Below are 21864 nucleotides of genomic sequence, written 5' to 3'. Positions count from 1 at the left end.
GTGGCGGTCGTCACCTTCTACGAGAAGCCGGGCTGCAAGGGCAATCTGCGCCAGAAGACCCTGCTCGCCGCCGCCGGCCACACCGTCCAGGCCAAAAGTCTCAAGACCGAGGCGTGGACGGCCGACCGGCTGCTCGCCTTTCTCGGCCGGCTGCCGATCGGCCAGTGGTTCAACCCGAGCGCGCCGGCCGTCAAGTCGGGCGAGATCGTGCCGGAGAACATCGGGTTCGAGCATGCCCTGCAACTGCTGCTCGCCAATCCGCTGCTGATTCGCCGGCCGCTGATGGAGGTCGGCGACGAGCGGCGGGTCGGTTTCGACATCGCTGCGGTCGACGCCTGGATCGGGCTGAAAAACGTCGAGCTGCCGGAAGGCGACATCGAAGCCTGCGTGCATGGCCCGGCCGGGCACGGCAGCTGCGGCAGCCATGCTCACGATGATGAGGCAGAGGAAAGCAGCCATGGTTGCTGCGGCACTCACTGACGGCGCCGTAGAAATCGCACCGGGCGTCCACTGGGTGGGCGCCCTCGACCCGCATCTGCGGAATTTCGACATCATCCTCAAAACCGCCAACGGCACCAGTTACAACGCCTACGTCGTGCGCGGCGAGAACGGCGTGGCGATCGTCGATACGGTGAAGGAAAACTTCGCCGACGATTTCTTCCGCCGCCTCGAAACGGTGGCCAGGTACGAGGAAATCACCACCATCGTCCTCAACCACCTCGAGCCCGATCACAGCGGCGCCCTGCCCGAACTGCTCAAGCGCGCGCCGCAGGCCAAGGTCTATCTGTCGAGCCGCGCCCAGATGATGCTCAAGGCGCTGCTCAAGCCGACCGGCGAGAAGGCACCCGAGTACATCCCGGTCACCACCGACGACGAGGTCGACCTCGGCGGCCGCACCCTGCGCTTCCTGCACACGCCCTACCTGCACTGGCCGGATACGCAGTGCACCTATCTCGTCGAGGACGGCGTGCTGTTCACCGGCGACATCTTCGGCTGCCATTTCTGCGACGCCCGCCTGTTCAACGATTCGGTCGGCGACTTCCGCTTTTCGTTCGAGTACTACTACGCGCACATCATGCGGCCGTTCCGCGAGTACGTGCTCGACGCGGTGGCGCTGATCGAACCGCTCGACCTCGACCTGATCGCCCCGGCGCATGGCCCGATCCTGCGCCACCAGCCGCGCGACTACGTGCACCGCTACCGCGAGCTGGCGACACCGCGCCTGTTCAACGAGGCGCGCAGCGAGAAGACGCTGGTCGTCTTCTACATCTCGGCCTACGGCAACACCAGGCGCATGGCCGAGGCGCTTGCCGCCGGCGCCGAATCGATCGGCGGCGTGCGCGTCTCGCTGTACGACCTCGAAGGCGGCGAGTCGGGCATCTTCACTGACCTGATCGAGGAAGCCGACGGCCTCGCCTTCGGCAGCCCGACGATCAACGCCGATGCGGTCAAGCCGATCTGGGACGTGCTCTCGTCGCTGACCACGGTCAACGTCAAGGGCAAGCTGGGCGCCGCCTTCGGCTCCTACGGCTGGAGCGGCGAGGCGGTGCGCCTGATCGAGGACCGCCTGCGCGGCCTCAAGATGCGCGTCCCGGTCGAGGGGCTGCGCATCAAGCTAGTGCCCGACGCCGGCGAACTCGAACAATGCCGCGACCTCGGTGAAAGCCTGGCCCGCCACCTGACCGGCAAGGTCGAGCACCGCGAAATAGACATGGCCGCACTGGCCTGATTACAGGGAGAAAACAATGCCAAAAGCCAAAGTCACCTTTCAGGATATCGGCGTCTCGGTCACCGTGCCGGCCGGCACCCGCCTCATCGAAGTCTCCGAGAAAGTCGGCGCCGGCATCACCTACGGCTGCCGCGAAGGCGAGTGCTGCACCTGCCTGACCAAGATCGTCTCGGGCGGCGAAAACCTCGCCCCGCCGAGCATTCTCGAAGACCAGGTGCTCAAGGACAACATGGCGCCGCGCGGCCACCGCCTGGCCTGCCAGGCGCAGATCCTTTCCGGCGACATCGTCGTCAAGCCGGCCTGAGCGCCGCTACCGAACAAGATTAAAAGCAATCGCCCAACCCGAAAAACAGAGAAATCCAAATCAACCCGCTTACCAGGAGAACCAAACAATGGCCCTCATCACCTTCAGCAGTCCCATGCACAAGGACAAGACGGTCTACGCCGTCGCCGGCAGCCACACCCAGACCATCCTCGCGCTGGCCAAGGAACACCACATCCCGATCGACTTCGGCTGCCAGGAAGGCAACTGCGGCACCTGTCTGGTCAAGGTCTCGTCGGTCGACGGCAAGCGCGCCCCGATGGGTGGCCCGCTCAATGTCCGTGAAGTCGCCGCGCTGACCGAACTCGGCCACATCACCAAGGCGCAGATCGAGCAGATGTACGTCGACGACATCCCGCCGACCCAGTGGCGCCTCGCCTGCCAGATGATCATCCGCGACGAGGACATCCTGGTCGAGTACCCCAGCAAGTGACGACGCCATGAACGGTCCGGATCGCCTGCCCTACCGCGCGCTGGTGCTCGCCGAGTTGCTGGCGACGCCGGCCGCGGCGGCGGCCGCCGGCGATCCGAACCGTTCCCTGCTGGCCAGCATGCTGGCCGGCCAGGCTGCCGACAGCGGCTGCCTGCCGGCCCGCCTCGGCCTCGCCGAGGACTGCTACCGGCAGCTCGTCGCCGACTACTTCCCCGGTTTCGAAGCACCCGCAACATTCCACCAGCCCGAAGCGATCCCGGAATGGAGCGACCTGCAGAAACTGCTGCTCGACCACCGCGCCGGCGCGCGCCACTCCGAACTGTGGATCGCCGACATCGTCGCCACCGCCTGCGCCGGCCGCGACCATCTGTGGCAGGATCTCGGCCTGAGCTGCCGCGACGAACTGAGCCGGCTGATGCTGCTGAATTTTCCCGAACTCGCCCGTGCCAACACCGGCGACATGAAGTGGAAGAAATTCCTCTATCGCCAGTTCTGCTCGCGCGAGGGCATCTACGTCTGCCCGGCCCCCTCCTGCGGCGAATGCAAGGATTACGCGAAATGTTTTGGACCGGAGAACTGATCGCCCGCAATGCCCCGATCCGCCGCCGGGCCAGCCCGCCGCCGTGGGAGTTGCCACACTTGGCCAAAGGTACCGCCGCCTACCTCGGCCTCGCCATCGGCGACGCCCTCGGCGCCACCGTCGAATTCCTGACCCCCGGCGAGATCCGCCACCAGCACGGCTCGCACCGCGAGATCAGCGGTGGTGGCTGGCTCCGCCTGAAGGCCGGCCAGGTCACCGACGACACGACGATGTCGCTGGCGCTCGGTGAATCCATCCTCGCCAAAGGTTGCGTTGACGCGACGGCTGCCGCCGAGGCCTTCGATGCCTGGATGCGCGGCAAGCCGGTCGACATCGGCAACACCGTGCGCCGCAACCTGATCCAGTTCCGCAAGACCGGCAACCCGGAAGCACCCGCTTCCGAGCACGATGCCGGCAACGGCGCGGCGATGCGCGTCCTGCCCGTGGCGCTCGCCTGCTACGGTCGACCGCCTGAAACGGCCGTTTTTGCCAGCCGCGCCCAGGCCCACGTCACCCACCACAACGCGCTCTCGGACGCCGCCTGCGAGACGCTGGTCTTCATGGTGACCGACTTCCTCGCCGGCCGCGACGCCGACGCCGTGCAGCGCGAGCGGGCCGCCGAACTGGTCCGCCGTCACCCGGTTTTCGCCTACGACCGGAAGCGTCGCGACAACCCGAGCGGCTATGTCGTCGAAACCATCCAGGCGGTGTTCCAGGCCTTCTTCGCCAACGCCTCGTTCGAGGACTGCCTGGTCGACGTCGTCAACCGCGGCGGCGACGCCGACACCACCGGCGCCATCGCCGGCATGCTGGCCGGCGCCCGCTACGGCCTCGACGCCATCCCGCGGCGCTGGCTGCGCGCCCTCGACCCGGCAACGCACCAGGCCTGCGAACGGCAGGCCGCCGCCCTGCTGCAACTGGCCGGGGGCTGAGCCGATCTAATTGCCGGCAGCGGCAACCCGGAAGTCGGCGATGCCGACCTCCCCTTCCTCCTCATAGGCACCGACGCTGCGCAGGCGCTCGCCCTCGCACATGGCGCTGAGCGAGGCGCCAGTCTGCGGCTGGTAGACGATGCCGTGCATCGAGCAGCGCAAATGGCGCCCCGTCGCGTCGAAAATCCGTGCCTCCTCGCAGTCGAGCCGGGGCGGCATATGGACGCAGCGGTTGAGGTAGGCATAGACCCGGCCGTCGAAGCGCAGGAGCAGGCATTCCTCCTTGCGCCCCTCGAAAACCATCGTCAGCTTGCGATGCTGACCGTCGGCCAGGGCGGCGCTGGGACAGACGGGAAACTTCGGCGGCTGCGGCTGCTGCATCGTTCAGCCGCGCTTCAGGCAGCCGGCGAGCGCCGCATCCATGGTCGCGAGATGGGTCGCGAACCAGTCTGGCAGGCCCATGACGTACTTGCGCGCCAGGCCTAGGCGGCCGGCGGCGACGCCGCGCCCGAAATGGGCCAGCTCGCCGAGCACCCGCAGGTGCTCGCTGTGGTGTTCGCCGATCGCCGGAAAGCGGCAGCTTTTCATCAGCCTGCCCTCGTCCTCGAAATGCCGGCGGGTATGCTCGGCCAGCTGCGCGAAGAGGGCCGGGAACTCGTCGTCGCCGGCCAGCAGCAGGGCATCGGCCAGTTCGACGAATTCCCGGTGGGTGGCGTCCATCTCGGCCACTCCGAGCGCATAACGTTCGCCCCAGGGCATCAGACCGCGCCGTGCACTTCGCGCTTGGCGTTGTTGGTGGTCTTCAGCGCTTCCTCGACCGACACTTCCGGATATTTGTACTTGTTGCCCTTCAAGGCGTTGAAGACGGTGACGATCTTGTCGGCGGCCCCCTGCCCCTTGAAATCGCCCTTTTCCAGCGCCGCCAGGTCGATCAGCTCATTCCAGCACAGGCCTTCGGTCAGCGGGATGAAGACGACGGTGGCGCCGTTGATGGTCGACACGAAGGGCTTGGGAATGTTGACCGTGAACATGACGGCGATGGTGGCCGGCGTGAAGTCGGCCCCGAACTTTTCCATGAAGTGCGGCCAGTGCTGCAACTCCTCCAGCGAACCGGAGATGAGCTTGAGCTCGTCGCCCTGGGCGAGCACGGTGGCCTGCTTGAACAGCGCATGGGGCGGCTTGCGGCGGCCCTGGTCATCGGCGACTTCCCCCTCAATGACCACCAGTTCGCCGCGATAGCCTTCCCAGCCGGCCTCGCTGGCCGCTTCGCGGAAATTCGAGTTAAAGAAATAGGGTTCGTAGCGATTCAACAACATGGTTTTTCCTCCCGTTTTATGAACTGGTTCAGGCCGGCTGCGCGGCACCGATGAATTCGAAAATGTCGGCGTCGATGATCTCGAGGCCGATCTTCCTGCAGTAGCGCCTTTCCTTTTCCGTCGGCTCGCTGATGAACACCCAGCCGGCCGGCTCGGCGGCGCTGTAGATCATGTCGGCCATGACCATGCGCTCGGTGTCGCGGTTCAGGCGCATGCCCAGCAGCAGGTACTGCTTGCCCTTGCGCAATTCCTTGATTTCCGGCGGGATCGAGAAGCCGCCCATCAGCTCGGTGATGAAATCGACGTAGTCGGCATCGGAGGCGATATAGACGGCCTCCGGCTTCGGCGTGCCCATCGGCTTGAACAGGATAGGCAGCGCCGGGTTGATCACCTCGGTCTTCCGGTAGGCGGCGCCGTCCCAGAAATACAGCTTGTAGCGGAAATCGGTGCCGCCGATGCGGGCGATGCCGACGATCAGGTTGTGCGGCAGGTCGGCGTAGGAATCCTGCAGCTGCGTGTCGCGGTTGATGTCGATGACGTAATGCGGCGAAATCGCCTTCAGCCAGTCGTGGACCGCAGCACGCGTCCATTGCGTCTCGCCGTAGACGCGGGTCAGGAACTTGGTCACCGTCGTCCGCCCGCGCTTCAATTCGACGTTCATCGCCGCGCGCGGAAATTCGTACATCAGCTTGGGCGCCATCGGCTTGCCGTCGTTCATCGCGTAGATCAGCGAATCGCTGTCGGCGGGAATCGGCGCGCCGGTCGCGACATTCTTGACGTCGGCCAGCACGCCCGGGCCGAGATAGGGAACGATGCTGCCGTCCTTGAGGCCGGCCAGCAGTTTTGCGCGAAGTTCTGGGGTCATGTCTTTTGCTCTGAAGTGGGTCTCCCCCCTCCACAGCAAATTCCACGCCCGGCGCCGAAGGACGCAGCGGCGCGCCTTTCCGGACGCAGCGCCGCGCGATTGTCGTGTTTACGACAGGGCGTTTCGCGGCTGGCCCGACAACGGCCCCGCCGCCCGCTCAGGCGCGCTCACCCCCGGAACGCCCCCGGCCGCACCCGGCCGGGGAATGGTCGGCGAACAGCCCTAGTTGACCGCGACCCCGCGCAGTTCGGCGAAGCGTTTGGCGACCAGCATCGACCACTTGTCGAAGGCGTTCTTGGCATACGACCACGCCTGGAACGAGTTCATGTAGCCGCTGGCCCAGGTCTGCGCCGTGCCGACCGCGCCGGCATCGACATCGGCGGCGTACTTGCGGCCGATCTGGGTATCGCGACATTCGGCGAGAATCGCGCCGTTCGCACCGTCGCGGAATTGCATCTCCATCGCGGTTTCGCCCAGGTAAGGGGTCGACCCCGCCGGACGGCCGGTGGCCACGCCGGACCCCGCTTCGGCGATGAAGGCGTACGGAACGAGGGTCCCGGTCAGGCTGTCGGCCACCTTGGTCGGCACCAGATTGGTCAGCGCGATGCGGATCACGACGACCCCTGGCCCCGCCTTGTCGACGACCGGCATCTGCGGCTTGAGGGCTTTGGTCAGCGAATCGTGGAAGTAGTCGGTCAGCGTCTTGAGATCGTTCGGATCGATCATCGGCTGCTCGCCGGCTTCGCCGCTCTTCGGCGGCACGAGCGAGACGACGATGCGCGAGATCATCGCCTTGTCGAATTTTTTGGCGTCGAGGCGCGCGTCGCGCCAGCACTCGATGCCGCCCGCTGCCGGATTGGCCTTGAGCCGCGCGTAGTCGCTCAGAAACCCGCTTTTCGTCAGGCGCGCGCTGTCGGTCGCCGTCACGCTGGTGCCGCTGCCCAGCGCGGCGTCGTAGGCCTGGCAGCCGGCGAACAGCGTCGCCGCGCCGGCCACGAGACAAACACCCAAACCGCGCACGGCAGCCGCCCCCGTATTTTTCCTGATGGTCATGATCATCACGTTTCCTTGTTTCGTCTGTTGGTCATCCGCTATCGCCGCCCCGCCACGCTAGCCGGTTGTCATCGGCACGGCCGGGATGCAGTTTATCGCATCGCCCGCCGGCAGTGCTGTCGCCGCGACCGGCAAAGATGAATAATGACGCATCGGGCATCCCCGCCCGCATTCGACGATGGCGGTCAGATGATGACCAGGATGGAAGAATGAACATGGCTGGCAAGCGGGTGCCGGCGAACCCGGCTGGCGGGCGCACGGCCTCGATCCTGCGCGCCCTCGGCATCGCCCTGTTGCTGGCGACGGCCGGCTGCGCCACGCCGGAGCGGGCGCCCGGACCGCCGCCGGTGCAGGTCGCCGACGATACCTGGCTGCAGGTCGACGGCGACATCGTCGCCGCGTCGCAGGCGGCGCGTGAACCGGCACGCAATTACGCGCACGGCTTCATGGCGCGCTGGCGGGAACTCGTTCACCAGCGCACCGAGTCGGACTTCATTCCCTGGCTCACCGGCTACTGGACCCGGCAATGGCTGGCGATCCGGGTCGCCTGGTACAAGCTCAACGACGGCGAGGGCAACGACCCCGCCGTGCGACGACTGGCCGCCTACCTGCAGGAACAATACGACGGGCGCGTCTTGGCGCCGGTCGCCCGGGAGATAGATCCTGCGGCGGTCAGGGACCGGACGACGACCCTCTACGTGCGCCTGCTCGGCGAGCAGTTGCAGGCCATCCCGCGCCGCCACGGTGTGCCGCGCGACCAGTTCGACCGCCGGCTCGCCGACATTCCGGCAATCGCGCCGCCATCGCCGGGCGCGCCGGGCGCTTCGCTGCGTGAACTCGTCGATGCCGATCCGCTCGCCCGGCTGCCGGCCTACGCGGCACTGAACGCCCGGATCCGCAAGGCGGCCGGCGAGGCCGGCACCGGTCCGTCGGGCGCCCGCATCTCGCCGGCGGCCGAACAGGCCAGCGAAAAAATGATGTCCAGGCTCGCCGTCAGCGGCGGCGCCAGCGCTGCCGCGGCAGCGGTCGGCGGCGTTGCCGGCATGGTGATTTCACTGGGTGCCGCCGGCTTCGGCGCGCTGGCGCACGAAAGCGAGCGGCCGGCGCTGGAAGCGCAGCTCCGCGAGAACCTGGCGGCGGCGCTCGACGAGCAGTGGCGCACGCTGACGGAAGACCCCGCCAGCAGCGTCATGGCAGCGGTCGATCACATCGCCGGACAGATCGAGGGAGGCCTGGCCCGGCCCGAAACCCTGCCGCTCGAACTGCCGGCGGCACCACAGGAATCCCCGCTACCCGACCTGCCGCCCGTGCCGGACGACGAAACCGGCGCTGCAGCAGCGGACGTCAGGGACGCCGATCGCTGAGCGCCCGCCTCACGCCCCTCAGGCCGGGCGGCACTCGTTGACCAGCGGCTTGCCGGTCTTGCCGTCGAGCAGCATGCTCTTCCACGGCAGGTCGATCCACACCAGGCCGCTGGCGCTGTCCTCGAAGCGCGGCAGGCCCGAATGGGAAGGATCGCGTTCAAGGCGGTAGGTGTCGCCGTTCCAGACGAGATTGATGCGGTAATTCACCTTGTCGCGGACTTCGCGCCTGACCTGGATGCGCACCCGCTGTTCGCAGTTGTAGGTGCCGCTCGCCAGCTTCAGTTCGAGCTGTGGATTGCCGGCCGCCGGCGGCTGCTCTTTGGGCGGGCTCGCACAGGCCGCCAGAAAGAGAAAGGACGACGCAACGAGCGCCGGAAGCAGGGAATGGCGCATGGGCATGACTCCCGTTAGCAGAATGTGGGTCGGCGCGACACTCACAGCGTAGACAGGGTGACATCGACGACGCCGCCGATGACGAGGAATTCGTCCTCGCCCTGCAGCACGCCGGGCAGCAGGCCGCAGTGGAAGAAAATCTTGCTCAGCGGGACGTCGACCGCAAGGATGTAGTCGCCGAATTCGCAGGCACGCTCGCGGCTGTGGGTGAACGAGCTGATGTTGTTGAGCAGGATGACGTGGTGTCCGCCGTCGCCCTTCGCCAGCACCTCGTGGTCGGCCATGCGATTGACGCCGCGATAGAGGGTGACGTGGCGGGCGCCCGGGTGGCGCAGCGCCAGTTCCTGCTGGCAGAAGGCATAGACCAGGTCGAGCTGGGCCTCCAGCGCGTTGGTGCCGTAGAGGCCCTGCGAACGCATTTCCAGGTAGCGCCGGTAGGCCGCGCCCGACGGATCGCGCAGCGGCTGGCCGTGGTGCCGGGGCATCAGGCCGAAGCGCGACTCGACCCAGCCCTTGAGCACGGCGCCCTCGCGGCTGTCCGAATCGAAGCTCCAGCCGCGGATCATGCGCACGTAATTGGCCTTGGCCCGGCTTTTCTTCTGCCCGGTGAAGCCCATCTCCTCCGGCCGTTCGAGCCGGAAATGCACGGTCAGGTAATCGCGGAACACCGCCGCACGCGCCTCCGGCGCGGCGGCCTGCAGGCGGCGGAAGAGATCGCCGTGGAGTTCGGCGACGCCGTCGAGCATCAGCGGCGAGGGATGCCGCTGGTAGGTCAGGCTGCCCAGCACGACGGCCGGCAGGTTGCAGCGGTTGATCGGCAGGCGCGCCTCGCGCGGTAGCGACGCCTTGTGCGCTGCCACGGCCGGAAGCCCGTGGCTGCTGCGTAAGGAGTCAGAGAGGAGACTGTCGTCTCCTGAGCAGGGTTTTGTCTCGCTTGCGCTCGCCGCGTTGTGAGTTGCCACGGTCTCAAGCCCGCGGCCGCCTCGCAACAAGTTAGAGAGGAGACTGTCGTCTCCCGAGTACGGCTTTGTCTCGCTTGCGCTCGCCGCGTTGTCGTCACCCCTACAAGGTGTAGGGGAATTGTCGGATGCCGACATGCCGACCAGCGCCGGCTGTTTTTCAATTTTCATCGAAAATTCAATCGCTTGAGGTCTGCCAGTCGACCTGGCACGGTCCGTGCAGAAGGTGAGGTGCGACTCTCACTGATTCCTCGCAAATCGACTGACAGACTAAGGAGATTACACCATGGCAAAACTGCGTCAATGCGCCATTTACGGCAAAGGCGGCATCGGCAAGTCCACCACCACCCAGAACCTGGTGGCTGCGCTGGCCGAATCCGGCAAGAAAGTGATGATCGTCGGCTGCGACCCGAAAGCCGACTCGACCCGCCTGATCCTGCATAGCAAGGCTCAGACCACCGTGATGCACCTGGCTGCCGAAGCCGGCTCCGTCGAAGATCTCGAACTCGAGGACGTTCTCTCGGTCGGTTTCGGTGGCGTCAAGTGCGTCGAGTCCGGTGGCCCGGAACCCGGCGTCGGTTGTGCCGGCCGCGGCGTCATCACCGCCATCAACTTCCTGGAAGAAGAAGGCGCCTATGACGAAGACCTCGACTTCGTCTTCTACGACGTGCTCGGCGACGTGGTCTGCGGCGGCTTCGCCATGCCGATCCGCGAGAACAAGGCGCAGGAAATCTACATCGTCTGCTCGGGCGAAATGATGGCCATGTACGCTGCCAACAACATCTCCAAGGGTATCGTGAAGTACGCGAACTCCGGCGGTGTCCGTCTGGCCGGCCTGATCTGCAACTCGCGTAACACCGACCGCGAAGACGAACTGATCATGGCCCTGGCCGCCCGCCTCGGCACCACCATGATCCACTTCGTGCCGCGTGACAACGCCGTCCAGCACGCCGAAATCCGCCGCATGACCGTCATCGAATACGATCCGAAGCACAAGCAGGCCGACGAGTACCGTCAGCTGGCCTCCAAGATCGTCAACAACACCAACTTCGTCATCCCGACCCCGATCGAGATGGAAGAGCTGGAAGAGCTGCTGATGGAATTCGGCATCATGGAAGCGGAAGACGAGTCCGTCGTTGGCAAGACCGCCGCCGAACTGGCCGCCTAAGCAACACCTGCACGTCCCGGGCGGGTGCGCAGGCACCCGCCAATTTCAACCAGCACGCCGGCTACAGATTGGTAGCGGCGTCAGGAGGAAAACATGAGCACCATGACTCGCGAAGAAACCGAAGCCCTCATTGCCGAGGTGCTGGAGGTTTATCCGGACAAGGCCAAGAAGGATCGCACCAAGCACCTGGCCGCCAACGACGTTTCCGTCGAACAATCCAAGAAGTGCATCACATCCAACCGCAAGTCCCTGCCCGGCGTCATGACCATCCGTGGCTGCGCCTATGCCGGCTCCAAGGGCGTGGTCTGGGGTCCGATCAAGGACATGATCCACATCTCGCACGGCCCCGTCGGCTGCGGCCAGTATTCCCGCGCCGGTCGCCGCAACTACTATGTCGGCACCACCGGCGTCGACACCTTCGGCACGATGAACTTCACCTCGGACTTCCAGGAAAAGGACATCGTCTTCGGCGGCGACAAGAAGCTGGCGAAGCTGATCGAGGAAATCGAACAACTGTTCCCGCTGCACAAGGGCATATCCGTCCAGTCCGAGTGCCCGATCGGCCTCATCGGCGACGACATCGAGTCGGTTTCCAAGAAGGCTGCCGCCGCCATCGACAAGCCGGTCGTTCCCGTTCGCTGCGAAGGCTTCCGCGGCGTCTCGCAGTCCCTCGGCCACCACATCGCCAACGACGCGATCCGTGACTGGGTGCTCGACAAGCGCGACGGCCAGCCCTACGAATCCACCCCCTACGACGTGGCCATCATCGGCGACTACAACATCGGCGGCGACGCCTGGGCGACCCGTATCCTCCTCGAAGAGATGGGTCTGCGCGTCGTGGCCCAGTGGTCCGGCGACGGCACCCTGGCCGAGATGATGAACACGCCGAAGGTCAAGCTGAACCTGCTGCACTGCTACCGCTCGATGAACTACATCTCGCGCCACATGGAAGAGAAGTACGGCATTCCCTACCTGGAATATAACTTCTTCGGTCCGACCAAGATCATCGAATCCTGCCGCAAGATCGCCGCCTTCTTCGACGATACCGTCAAGGAGAAGACCGAGGCCATGATCGCCCGCTACCAGGTGATGATGGACGAGATCATCGCCAAGTACAAACCGCGCCTGCAGGGCAAGAAGGTCATGCTCTACGTCGGCGGCCTGCGTCCGCGCCACGTCATCGGTGCCTACGAAGATCTCGGCATGGAAGTCATCGGCACCGGCTACGAATTCGCCCACAACGACGACTACGACCGCACGATCAAGGAAATGGGCGATGCCACCCTGCTCTACGACGACGTCACCGGTTTCGAGCTGGAAGAGTTCGTCAAGCGCCTCAAGCCCGACATGGTCGGTTCCGGCATCAAGGAAAAGTACATCTTCCAGAAGATGGGCATTCCGCTGCGCCAGATGCACTCCTGGGACTACTCCGGTCCGTACCACGGTTACGACGGTTTCGCCATCTTCGCCCGTGACATGGACATCGCCCTTTCCAACCCAACCTTCAAGAACCTGACCCCGCCGTGGAAGAAGGTCGCTGAAGAAGAAGTGAAGAAGGCTGCCTGAGTTTCAGGAACTGGAAAGCCGCTGCGGCGGCGGGTGATTGCGGCCCTGAGGTCTTCACCCGCCCCGCTCCCGGTGGCCCCGATCATCAACCTTGCGCCCGGCACTGCAGATGAGCGGTACGGGCAAGGAGATAGCAATGCAAACCGCAGAAAAGATCAAACCCTGTTATCCGCTGTTCCGCGACGATGACTACAAGAAGAACCTGACGGAAAAGCGTCAGCAGTTCGAGGAAGGTCACGGCCCGGAAAAGGTGTGGGAAACCTTCATGTGGACCACCACCAAGGAATACCAGGACCTCAACTTCCAGCGCGAAGCCCTGACCGTCGATCCGGCCAAGGCCTGCCAGCCGCTCGGCGCCGTCCTCTGCGCCTCCGGCTTCCACAAGACCCTGCCCTACGTGCATGGTTCGCAAGGCTGCGTCGCCTACTTCCGCACCTACTTCAACCGTCACTTCAAGGAGCCGTGCTCCTGCGTGTCCGACTCGATGACGGAAGACGCCGCGGTGTTCGGCGGCCAGAAGAACATGTTCGACGGCCTGGAAAACGCCAAGGCCATCTACAAGCCGGACATGATCGCCGTCTCCACCACCTGCATGGCCGAAGTCATCGGTGACGACCTCAACGCCTTCATCAACAACGCCAAGAAGGCCGGCCACGTGCCGCAGGAGTACCCGGTTCCCTTCGCCCATACCCCGTCCTTCGTCGGTTCGCACACCACCGGCTGGGACAACATGGAAGAAGGCATCCTGCGCTACTTCACGCTGAACAGCATGGAAGGCAAGGTCGTCGGCTCGAACAAGAAGGTCAACATCGTTCCCGGCTTCGAAACCTACCTCGGCAACTACCGCGTCATCAAGCGCATGCTGACCGAGATGGGCGTCGGCTACACCATGCTCTCCGACCCGACCGATGTCTTCGACACCCCGGCTGACGGTGAATTCCGCATGTACTCCGGCGGCACGACGATGGACGAAGTCAAGGACGCACCGAACGCCATCACCACGCTGCTGATGCAACCGGCCCAGCTGGAAAAGACGAAGAAGTTCGTCGAAAACACCTGGAAGCATGACATTCCGAAGCTCAACATCCCGATGGGTGTCGAGTGGACCGACGAGTTCCTGATGAAGGTCTCCGAAGTCACCGGCCAGCCGATCCCGGCTTCGCTGGAACTGGAACGCGGCCGCTGCATGGACCTGATATCCGACAGCCACGCCTGGTTGCACGGCAAGAAGTTCGCCATCTACGGCGACCCGGACTTCGTCATGGGCATGGTCAAGATCCTGCTGGAAGTTGGCGCCGAGCCGACCCACATCCTGTCCCACAACGCCAACAAGCGCTGGGGCAAGGCGGTCGAGAAGCTGCTCGCTTCCAGCCCCTTCGGCACCCTGGGCAAGGTCTATGTCGGCAACGACCTATGGCACATGCGCAGCCTGTGCTTCACGGACAAGCCGGACTTCCTGATCGGCAACAGCTACGGCAAGTACATCCAGCGCGACACCCGCCACAAGGGTGAAGAGTTCGAAGTACCGCTGATCCGCCTCGGCTTCCCGATCTTCGACCGTCACCATCAGCATCGTGCCACCACCATGGGCTACGAAGGCATGATGTCCGTGGTCACCCAACTGACCAACGCCGTCCTTGAGCAACTCGACAAGGAAACGATCGGCATGGGGACGACCGACTACAACTTCGACCTGGTCCGCTAAGGCGGTCCGACCCGAGCCCCGCCGACCGGCAACGGCGGCGGGGCATCGGCGCGAAGTGCAGTGACAACGAACCTAAGGGAGCCGAAATGGCCAACATCATGATCCAGCAGGGTGCCGGCGGCGGGCTGGTGTTCTACCTTCCGAAGCGCGACCTGGAAGCCTCCATCGAGTCCATCGAATTCGACACCCCGGAAAAATGGGGCGGCGAGCTGAAGCTGGACAACGGCGGCACCTACTACATCGACCCGATCGCCAAACCGCCCCGCCTGCCCATTTCCCTGCGTGCCAAGCGCCTCGGCGCCGCCGAGGACTAAGTTTGTTGTTGAATCTCACCGCCCAGCCAGCCGATTAGCCAGCGAAGGCGGATTGAAAGGAGAGCATCATGGCAATGAAGATTGATCCCGACATGTGCACCGCCTGCGGCGACTGCAAGCCGGTCTGCCCGACCAAGTCGATCAGTTCCGGCAAGATCTTCTACAAGATCGACGCCGCGACCTGCACCGAATGCGACGGCCACAACGATTCCCCGCTGTGCGTCGACGTCTGCCCCTCGGGCTGCATCAGCGCCGCCTGAACCCAGCGGCTTGAGCCGAGCGTCCGCGCCACGCGGACGCTCCACTGAAGACGCTGCCAGGAGCCCACCATGTCGCCCACCCCCATCGCCTCCCGCGAAGCCGCGCTGCGCATCGCGCTGGCTGCCCGCGCCCTCGACGGCCTCGACGTCAAGGCCTTCGTCGGTGCCCTGATCGAGAAGCTCGAAGCCCCGCTGACCGAAGCCAAGCTCGGCAAGCTGACGGTCGAGGATCTGCGCGCCATCCTCGCCGGCGACTTCGCCGAGCAGGGCTGCCATGTCGGCGTCGAACCCGAACAGCTCAAGGAAGCCGTCCGCCTGCTCTGGGGACAGGGGATCGAGCACACCGACTTCCCCGCCATCGAAGCCTATGCCGACGGCGAAATGCCCGGCTCGATCCGCGTCGCCGTCGCCGCCAACCGCGGCGAGAATCTCGACGGCCACTTCGGCTCCTGCGACCGCTTCCTGGTCTACCAGGTCGGCCAGCAGGCAATCAAGCTGATCGACGTGCGCAGCACGGCCGAGGCCGACACCGCCGAAGACAAGAATGCCGCCCGCTCGGCGCTGATCGGCGACTGCCAGATCGTCTATATCCAGTCGATCGGCGGCCCGGCTGCCGCCAAGGTGGTGCGCGCCGGCGTCCATCCGGTCAAGAAGCCGGTCGGCGGTCCGGCCCGCGAGGTGCTGGCCGAACTGCAGGGCCGTCTGTCCTGCCCGCCGCCCTGGCTGGCCCAGATCATGGGCGTCCCGGCGGCGTCGCTGGCACGCTTCGAGGAAGAACTGGAAAACGAGGAGCCGGCATGATCACCCCGACCCAGCTCGCCCAGGTCGGCGAAGCGACCCTGCTCGACGCGCGCGCCGCCTCGCTGCGCCAGCGCTTTCCCGGGATGCATTTCACCGAGTGCGGCGAGGACGACGTTTCGCCGCGCTACAGGCCGGCCTTCAGCGTCGACGGCTACGACCTCTACCTGATCTCCGGCGCCTCCGGACACTGCCTGGAGCTGACCAACGATCCGGGCTCCGCCACCGGCATTCTGGTTGCCGCCAAGGTCGATGAGGAATGAAAGCCGCCCCGCCGAGGCCGGCGTCGGCCGCCTCGGCCTCTGTTCCGGCTGCGTCTATTACCCGGACTACCTGAACGCGCATCGCTGCACGCCGGGCGACGCCTGCATCCGCGCCCACAGCGGCCGGCAGATCGACCGCTTCCTGCGCGGCAACCCGGAACTGGCGCGCGACTACCTGGGCGACATCTTCTGGGAGCGGCGCGCAATCGCCGCCCGCTATGCGCCGGTCGACGCCATTTTCGGACTCAAATCCGACCCCGACGAGGTGGTCCGCCGCGTCGTCGCCATGCGCCTGCCGGTCGACTCACTGGTCGACATGGTCGGCGACCCCGACCGCGAGGTGCGCCTGTCGGTCGCCGCCCGCCTGCCCGAGCCGCTGCTCGTCCGCCTGATCGAGGACCCGGATTACCTGATCCGCGCCACCGTCGCCCGCCGCCTGCCGCACGGCCAGCTCGCCAAGCTGGCGCGCGACCCGGAACGCGAGGTGCGCAAGGTCGTCGCCTCCCGCCTGCCGCCCTTCGCCCTGCACATGCTGGCCAACGACCCCGAGCCGGAAGTCCGCGCCGTCGTCGCCGAGCGCGCCCTCCCCGGCCTCGCCGCCGCGCTGCTGCAGGACGAGGAATGGTGGGTGCGGCTGGCCGCCGTCGGCAACGCCCCGCGCGAATTCCTGCAGCCGCTCACCAGCGACCCGGAACTCGAGGTGCGCGAAGCCGCGCAGGCCCGCCTCGCCGAATGACACTTCGCCTGCTCACGAGGAACTCCCGATGAAAGAAACCCTGGCCTGGACGGAATACTGCAAGTCGCTCGCCCCCGCCATCGTCGAAACCTGCGCCAAGGTTCCGGTCAGCAGCGGCCCCGGTGCCCTGGTCAAGGCCCTGAGCGTCGCCCTGCCCGACTGGAAGTTCCGCCACGCGATGAGCCGCGGCGGCTGGTACCGGCTGGGCGGCATCCTCGACGGCGACGGCCGGCGGATCAGCGACAACCTGGAGGCCTGGGTCGAGGACGCGCTCGACGAGCGCGACGGCGATTTCCACCGGCTGATCGACGACTTCGCCGACCAGACCCTGTTCGCCACCCGCCTGGTCGGCCAGACGCACTACCTGGTCGCCTCGGCCGGCGACGAGAGCGACGGCTTCCTGCAGCTGGAAATCGAGGACCTGCAGGAAATGCGCGTCCACCAGCTCTTCGTCAACGAACCCGGCTCGCTCGAGGAACTGGTCGACCCGCGCGGCGGCGCCGACAATCCGCAGGCGGTCGACCTGCCCTTCTACACCTTCCGCCGCATCCAGCACATCGGCGCCTTCCTCAAGCGCATGCTGGCGCAAAAGCCCGAGCCGGCCTCGATCCACCGCATGCTCGAAGACTGGGCGAAGAGCAGCGCCGCCCACACCAGCGCCTATTACAACCATTGGGTGATCGCCACCCGCGAGCACCTCGACCGCTACCACCAGCCGGTCTTCCGCGCCCAGCCGATCGCCACGCTGGCCGGCGACCCGCCGGAATTCGCCGCCGCCACCGGCACCAGCGGCCTCAAGCTGCAGGACGCGCTGACCCACTTCGACCGCGAAACCGGCTACCCGATGGCCTGGTACTTCCACATGCTGACTACCAAGGCCGTCCCGCACTGGGTCGCCCAGGCGGTCGTCGAGGATTCCCTGGCCGGCTTCGCCTACCTGCCGCAGCGCGACGTCGATGTCGTGCGCGGCTGGCTGCACCGGCCGTATTCGGTCTGAACGGGGATCCGCAGCGCGATTCCGGCCGGGGCGGCTTTCGACGGCGGCGGGCTACAGCCGGTACCTGTTGCGGTCGACCCCACGATTGAGGCAAAACCGGCATTGGCGCCTTGCCGACCATCGCCAAGGCACGCCGGATCCGCCGTTCCGGATCGGAAGCGCGATAGCGCGCATGGTGCCGGTACGGACTGCCGGCCTGCTTCCCGGTGACCTTCAATGGATCCGGCCTTTACTTTCACTCTAACAATCGCTAGATTGTTTTCATGAAGCCTAACATCACCAAATCCCAGCTCTATGAACACGTGTCGCGCATCGGCAAGGCGTTGTCGAGCCCGAAGCGCCTCGAACTGATCGAGTTGCTGGCGCAGGGCGAGAAGACCGTCGAAACCCTGGCCGCGCAGGCCCGGATCGACATGCGGCTGGCCAGCGCGCACCTACGGGCGCTGCGCGAGGCGCGCCTGGTCGAAACACGCCGCGCCGGCAAGTTCATCAACTACCGCCTGAGCGGGGAGGATGTCGGCCGACTGTGGGTCAATCTGCGCGAAGTCGCCGAGGAACACTTGGTCGAACTGCGCATCGCGCTGGCGCAGATGACGGCGGCGCCCGATGCGCTGAGTTCGGAAAGCCGGGCGTCGCTGCTCGCCAAGGCGCGCAGTGGCGACGTCCTGGTCATCGACGTCCGCCCCGCCGCAGAATACGAGGCCGGCCATCTGCCGTTCGCCCGTTCAATGCCGCTCGCCGAACTCGAAAAAAGACTGGCCGATCTGCCGGCGGACAAGGAAATCGTCGCCTACTGCCGCGGTCCGTTCTGCCTGATGTCCGACGAGGCGGTCCGGCTGCTGCGCCAGCGCGGCTACACCGCCCACAAGATTTCCGACGGCGTGAGCGAATGGCTGGCCAGCGGCCTGCCCATCGAGCGCCAGCCGCCTGTTCCCGATACGGACGGCGAGCAGCTTCGCGATATTCACTCGGGAGAACGACCATGACCACCCTGTTCATCCTCAACGATGCCCCATATGGCACCGAACGTAGCTACAACGCGCTGCGCCTGGCACGGGTGCTGGCCAAGACGGGCGGCCAGACGGTGCGGGTCTTCCTGCTGGGCGATGCCGTCAATTGCGCCAAGGCCGGCCAGAAAGTGCCCGAAGGCTACTACAACGCCGGAGACATGGTGCACATGGCCGGCGGTGAGGTCGCCCTGTGCGGCACCTGCATGGATGCCCGCGGCCTGAGCGAAGAGCAGCTGGTCGAGGGCGCGCGCCGCGGCACCCTGAAGGAACTGGCGGAGTGGACGGCCGCCGCCGACAAGGTGCTCGTTTTCTAGCCACACGACCCAGCCACAACCCCAACAGGAGACAAGATGCCATTCAAGCTGATGCGCGCCGGAGCGCTCGCCCTGGCGATGGCGGCCACGCCCGCCCTGGCCAACGACGAGGCCGTGAAGGCCATGGAGGAATACCTCGATTTCGTCGACTACGGCGGCGCCACCATCTTCCCGGAGCAGATACCGAAGGAGGACTGGAAGAAATTCCACGTCATCGACGCCCGCGACAAGGACCAGTACGCCAGGGAGCACATCCCGGGCGCCGTCAACCTCGAATGGCGGCAGGCGCTGGCCAGGCGGAGCAGCATCCCGAAGGACCAGCCGGTGCTCATCTACTGCAACACCGGCACCCTGTCGGCCCAGGCCGGGTTCGCCCTGCGCGTCGCCGGCTACGACAACGTCCGCATCCTGCAGGGCGGCTACGCCGAGTGGAAGTCCAAGGGCGGCTTCGACGCGGCAGCCCGGGCCAGTGCGCCGGCAAAACACTGAATCGACAAGGCCGGGAACCTGCATGAAGGGGCGCGAGAGCGGGATGCCCGATGAAGCGTCCTGGTCATCCTTCTTCGACCCGGCGGGGGTTCTGGAGCGACTGCTCGGCACCGGCGGCCAGGCCGGCAACCTGGTCGAGTTCGGCTGCGGCTACGGAACGTTCACGCTGCCCGCAGCCCGTCGCACCGCTGGGCTGGTCACCGCGCTGGACATCGAACCCGGCATGATCGCCCTCGTCCGCCAACGCGCTGCCATGGCGGGTCACGCAAACCTCCGCACCGTCCTGCGCGATTTCGCGGACCACGGCAGCGGGCTGGCGAATGCCTCCCAGGATCACGCCATGGTGTTCAACCTGCTCCACATCGAGGCGCCGCTCGCCCTGCTCCGGGAGGCTTTCCGCAACCTGCGCCCCGGCGGCATCCTTTCGGTGATTCACTGGCGCAGCGATATCGACACCCCGCGCGGTCCACCGCTCGCCATCCGCCCCACGCCGGCGCAATGCGCGGCATGGCTGGCGGAAGCCGGATTCGCGTCGGTGGCGCCGGTCGACCTGCAGGCGGCGGCGCCCTACCACTTCGGGCTGATCGCGCAACGGCCGGGTTAGGAGCATTGACGGCGAGCGGCGGCTCGCAGCTGCGCACGCCAGCCGGGCGGACCAGCGCGCCGTCAGGGCAGCGCGAAGCTGCTTTTCTCGACGACGCTGGTGGCCGGCGCCTGTCGGGCGGTGATGCGGAAGCTGATCGGCTGGATGCCGGACAGGGAATTGTCTCCGGGGGCCGAGACGGTCAGTGAAACCGGCCGGATGCTGCCGGGCGCGGCCGAGAACTCGTGCTCCCCGACGATCTCGACGCCCGGCAGGCCGCTGACCTCGACCGTGAAATCGCGCGGCGCTTCGGCCAGATTCATCAGCTTCAGCGTGTAGGCGTTTTCGATCCGGCCGTCGGCGGTTTCGCGCAGCAGGGCGCCGCGGTCGCGCAGCACGTCGACCAGCAGCAGCGAGCGCTGGTTCAAGGTCCACGCCCCCAGGGCCGCGAAGATAGCCAGCAGCGCAGCGTAGGCGGCGACCCGCGGGCGCTGGCGCAGCCCGGCCGGTTGCGCCTGCCCGGCCAGCTCCCGTTCCGAGGCGAAGCGGATCAGCCCGCGCGGCGCGCCAGTCTTGTCCATGACCTCGTCGCAGGCGTCGATGCACAGGCCGCAGTTGATGCACTGGTATTGCAGGCCATCGCGGATGTCGATACCGGTCGGGCAGACCTGCACGCAGATGCCGCAATCGATGCAGTCGCCGGTATTCCCGGCCTGCCGGCGGAGATTGCGCGGTTCGCCGCGCTGCCGGTCGTAGGCGACATTGCGCGTCGTGTCGTCGAACATGACGCCCTGGAAGCGCGAATACGGGCACATGTGCTGGCACACCGCCTCGCGGGCCAGCCCCGCCTGCACGTAGGTGAAGGCGGCGTAGAAGATCAGCCAGAAACCTTCCCACGGGCCGACTTCCCAGCGCGGGAGGGCGGGCAGCAGTTCGCGAATCGGCGTGAAATAGCCGACGAAGGTGATCGCCGTCCACGCGGCGATCAAAAACCACAGTCCGTGCTTGGTCGACCGCAACAGCAGCTTGCGCGCGCCCTTTGGCGCCTGATCGAGCCTGAGGCGGGCCAGATGGTCGCCCTCGACCCGGGCCTCGACCCAGGTGAAGATCGTCGTGTACACCGTCTGCGGGCAGGCGAAGCCGCAGAACAGCCGCCCGGCCAGCGCGGTGACGAGAAACAGCCCGGTCGCCGCCAGGATCAGCACGATAGCCAGCAGCAACGCATCCTGCGGCCAGAGGACGAGGCCGAACAGGTACAGTTTCTCGTGCGCGATGTCGAAAAGAATGGCTTGCCGGCGCAGGCCGTCGCTCTCCCAGGTCAGCCAGCAGGCGCCGTAAAAAATGCTCTGGGTAAGCCAAACCATGGCCCAGCGCAGGGTGTTGAAGCGGCCCGCGGTCTCCCTGGCGTGGATCTTCCCCTTCCTGCGGTAAAGCTCCAGCTTCGCCTCGCGCACCTTGCTGACTGTTTTGCCCATCCTGCCCTCGCTCCTGATGACGATGCGCGGGGACGAATTCCCCGGGCGATCTGAAAGGCAAGTAGAACACCGCGCCAAGAATGGGAACAGTTTCAGTTAATCCGATTTGTTATAGGAACAGATTCGCGATCCCGGACGCCGACGCCTGGCAACTGTGCGCATAGAAAATCAACTTTTCTGTATCTGTGCTTTTTTTGCCGGACTGCAACAATTCCGCCATCGAATCCCTCAGGAGCAGCA

At 65.9% G+C, this 21864-nt stretch carries 28 protein-coding genes; 20 read left to right on the top strand and 8 right to left on the bottom strand.

The annotated features are described in order from the left end of the window. The 6 genes from GH660_RS06650 (at position 1) to draG (ending at position 3996) form a co-directional block, all read left to right on the top strand. Positions 1–480, top strand: a complete 480-nt coding sequence (locus GH660_RS06650; RefSeq protein ID WP_153145863.1) for an ArsC/Spx/MgsR family protein — start codon at positions 1–3, stop codon at positions 478–480. Then, positions 458–1729 (top strand): FprA family A-type flavoprotein, encoded by a 1272-nt coding sequence (locus tag GH660_RS06645; protein WP_153145862.1) that lies wholly within the window; start codon positions 458–460, stop codon positions 1727–1729. The genes GH660_RS06650 and GH660_RS06645 overlap by 23 nt, the downstream gene beginning before the upstream one ends. Positions 1730–1745: 16 nt before the next feature. Beyond that, the gene (locus GH660_RS06640; RefSeq protein WP_153145861.1) at positions 1746–2033 is read left to right on the top strand and encodes a 2Fe-2S iron-sulfur cluster-binding protein; all 288 of its coding nucleotides are present in this window, start codon (positions 1746–1748) and stop codon (positions 2031–2033) included. 88 nt (positions 2034–2121) lie between these two features. Next, positions 2122–2484 carry a 2Fe-2S iron-sulfur cluster-binding protein gene (locus GH660_RS06635; protein WP_153145860.1) on the top strand — a complete coding sequence of 121 codons (363 nt, stop codon included), beginning with the start codon at positions 2122–2124 and terminating at the stop codon, positions 2482–2484. A gap of 7 nt (positions 2485–2491) precedes the next feature. After that, the gene (locus GH660_RS06630; protein WP_153145859.1) at positions 2492–3064 is read left to right on the top strand and encodes a nitrogen fixation protein NifQ; all 573 of its coding nucleotides are present in this window, start codon (positions 2492–2494) and stop codon (positions 3062–3064) included. After that, complete coding sequence (gene draG, locus GH660_RS06625) at positions 3043–3996, top strand: ADP-ribosyl-[dinitrogen reductase] hydrolase (RefSeq protein ID WP_153145858.1); 954 nt, start codon at positions 3043–3045, stop codon at positions 3994–3996. The genes GH660_RS06630 and draG overlap by 22 nt, the downstream gene beginning before the upstream one ends. Before the next feature lie 6 nt (positions 3997–4002). On the opposite strand, the gene GH660_RS06620 is transcribed toward draG, so the two are convergent. The 5 genes from GH660_RS06620 to GH660_RS06600 all read right to left on the bottom strand — a co-directional run bounded on the left by GH660_RS06620 (position 4003) and on the right by GH660_RS06600 (position 7230). Beyond that, positions 4003–4377 carry a Rieske 2Fe-2S domain-containing protein gene (locus tag GH660_RS06620; RefSeq protein WP_153145857.1) on the bottom strand — a complete coding sequence of 125 codons (375 nt, stop codon included), beginning with the start codon at positions 4375–4377 and terminating at the stop codon, positions 4003–4005. 3 nt (positions 4378–4380) lie between these two features. Further along, positions 4381–4755, bottom strand: coding sequence for a bacteriohemerythrin (locus tag GH660_RS06615; protein ID WP_153145856.1), 375 nt, complete (start codon positions 4753–4755; stop codon positions 4381–4383). Beyond that, entirely contained in the window at positions 4755–5312 is a 558-nt protein-coding gene (locus tag GH660_RS06610) for a hypothetical protein (RefSeq protein ID WP_153145855.1), read from the bottom strand. Before GH660_RS06610 ends, GH660_RS06615 begins: the two co-directional genes overlap by 1 nt. Positions 5313–5340: 28 nt before the next feature. After that, positions 5341–6177, bottom strand: coding sequence for an SIR2 family protein (locus tag GH660_RS06605; protein WP_153145854.1), 837 nt, complete (start codon positions 6175–6177; stop codon positions 5341–5343). Between the two features lie 222 nt (positions 6178–6399). Next, positions 6400–7230, bottom strand: a complete 831-nt coding sequence (locus GH660_RS06600; RefSeq protein ID WP_153145853.1) for a DUF3313 domain-containing protein — start codon at positions 7228–7230, stop codon at positions 6400–6402. Between the two features lie 209 nt (positions 7231–7439). Between GH660_RS06600 and GH660_RS06595 the strand changes: the two genes are divergently transcribed. Next, positions 7440–8594 (top strand): hypothetical protein, encoded by a 1155-nt coding sequence (locus GH660_RS06595; protein ID WP_153145852.1) that lies wholly within the window; start codon positions 7440–7442, stop codon positions 8592–8594. Positions 8595–8612: 18 nt separating this feature from the next. Here GH660_RS06595 and GH660_RS06590 read toward each other — a convergent pair whose 3' ends face one another. Together GH660_RS06590 and GH660_RS06585 are read right to left on the bottom strand one after the other, a co-directional pair. Then, positions 8613–8993 carry a hypothetical protein gene (locus GH660_RS06590; protein ID WP_153145851.1) on the bottom strand — a complete coding sequence of 127 codons (381 nt, stop codon included), beginning with the start codon at positions 8991–8993 and terminating at the stop codon, positions 8613–8615. Between the two features lie 35 nt (positions 8994–9028). Further along, a complete protein-coding gene (locus GH660_RS06585; RefSeq protein ID WP_194266242.1) occupies positions 9029–9847 on the bottom strand; it encodes an NAD(+)--dinitrogen-reductase ADP-D-ribosyltransferase in 819 nt (272 codons plus the stop codon). Between the two features lie 385 nt (positions 9848–10232). Here GH660_RS06585 and nifH point away from each other — a divergent pair, with 385 nt between their 5' ends. From nifH to GH660_RS06520, 13 genes are all read left to right on the top strand, one after another. Beyond that, positions 10233–11114: a nitrogenase iron protein gene (gene nifH / locus GH660_RS06580; RefSeq protein WP_153145850.1), complete on the top strand. Its 882-nt coding sequence runs from the start codon at positions 10233–10235 to the stop codon at positions 11112–11114. Between the two features lie 93 nt (positions 11115–11207). Then, positions 11208–12680, top strand: coding sequence for a nitrogenase molybdenum-iron protein alpha chain (gene nifD, locus GH660_RS06575; RefSeq protein ID WP_153145849.1), 1473 nt, complete (start codon positions 11208–11210; stop codon positions 12678–12680). A gap of 136 nt (positions 12681–12816) precedes the next feature. Next, on the top strand, positions 12817–14385 hold the full coding sequence (gene nifK, locus GH660_RS06570; protein ID WP_153145848.1) for a nitrogenase molybdenum-iron protein subunit beta: 1569 nt from the start codon (positions 12817–12819) through the stop codon (positions 14383–14385). Between the two features lie 86 nt (positions 14386–14471). Further along, positions 14472–14699, top strand: a complete 228-nt coding sequence (gene nifT, locus GH660_RS06565) for a putative nitrogen fixation protein NifT (RefSeq protein ID WP_153145847.1) — start codon at positions 14472–14474, stop codon at positions 14697–14699. A 68-nt stretch (positions 14700–14767) separates the two neighbouring features. After that, entirely contained in the window at positions 14768–14959 is a 192-nt protein-coding gene (locus GH660_RS06560) for a 4Fe-4S binding protein (RefSeq protein ID WP_153145846.1), read from the top strand. A 69-nt stretch (positions 14960–15028) separates the two neighbouring features. After that, entirely contained in the window at positions 15029–15760 is a 732-nt protein-coding gene (locus tag GH660_RS06555; RefSeq protein WP_153145845.1) for a dinitrogenase iron-molybdenum cofactor biosynthesis protein, read from the top strand. Beyond that, complete coding sequence (locus GH660_RS06550; RefSeq protein ID WP_153145844.1) at positions 15757–16020, top strand: DUF6129 family protein; 264 nt, start codon at positions 15757–15759, stop codon at positions 16018–16020. The genes GH660_RS06555 and GH660_RS06550 overlap by 4 nt, the downstream gene beginning before the upstream one ends. After that, positions 16010–16756 carry a 4Fe4S-binding leucine-rich repeat protein gene (locus tag GH660_RS06545; RefSeq protein ID WP_153145843.1) on the top strand — a complete coding sequence of 249 codons (747 nt, stop codon included), beginning with the start codon at positions 16010–16012 and terminating at the stop codon, positions 16754–16756. Before GH660_RS06550 ends, GH660_RS06545 begins: the two co-directional genes overlap by 11 nt. A 28-nt stretch (positions 16757–16784) precedes the next feature. Next, positions 16785–17753, top strand: coding sequence for a hypothetical protein (locus GH660_RS06540; protein WP_153145842.1), 969 nt, complete (start codon positions 16785–16787; stop codon positions 17751–17753). Between the two features lie 263 nt (positions 17754–18016). Then, a complete protein-coding gene (locus GH660_RS06535) occupies positions 18017–18739 on the top strand; it encodes a metalloregulator ArsR/SmtB family transcription factor (RefSeq protein ID WP_153145841.1) in 723 nt (240 codons plus the stop codon). Then, positions 18736–19077: a DsrE/DsrF/TusD sulfur relay family protein gene (locus tag GH660_RS06530; protein ID WP_153145840.1), complete on the top strand. Its 342-nt coding sequence runs from the start codon at positions 18736–18738 to the stop codon at positions 19075–19077. Before GH660_RS06535 ends, GH660_RS06530 begins: the two co-directional genes overlap by 4 nt. Before the next feature lie 36 nt (positions 19078–19113). Beyond that, a complete protein-coding gene (locus tag GH660_RS06525) occupies positions 19114–19566 on the top strand; it encodes a rhodanese-like domain-containing protein (RefSeq protein ID WP_153145839.1) in 453 nt (150 codons plus the stop codon). A 43-nt stretch (positions 19567–19609) separates the two neighbouring features. Then, a complete protein-coding gene (locus GH660_RS06520) occupies positions 19610–20170 on the top strand; it encodes a class I SAM-dependent methyltransferase (RefSeq protein ID WP_228276390.1) in 561 nt (186 codons plus the stop codon). 62 nt (positions 20171–20232) lie between these two features. On the opposite strand, the gene ccoG is transcribed toward GH660_RS06520, so the two are convergent. Beyond that, positions 20233–21624, bottom strand: a complete 1392-nt coding sequence (ccoG, locus tag GH660_RS06515) for a cytochrome c oxidase accessory protein CcoG (RefSeq protein ID WP_153145838.1) — start codon at positions 21622–21624, stop codon at positions 20233–20235. Positions 21625–21864: the final 240 nt, after the last annotated feature.

This window comes from Dechloromonas sp. H13 (genome assembly GCF_009469615.1).
Classification (GTDB): Bacteria; Pseudomonadota; Gammaproteobacteria; order Burkholderiales; family Rhodocyclaceae; genus Azonexus.
Note: the sequence above shows the minus strand (reverse complement) of the source record. Positions and strands in the feature narration are given on the sequence as shown.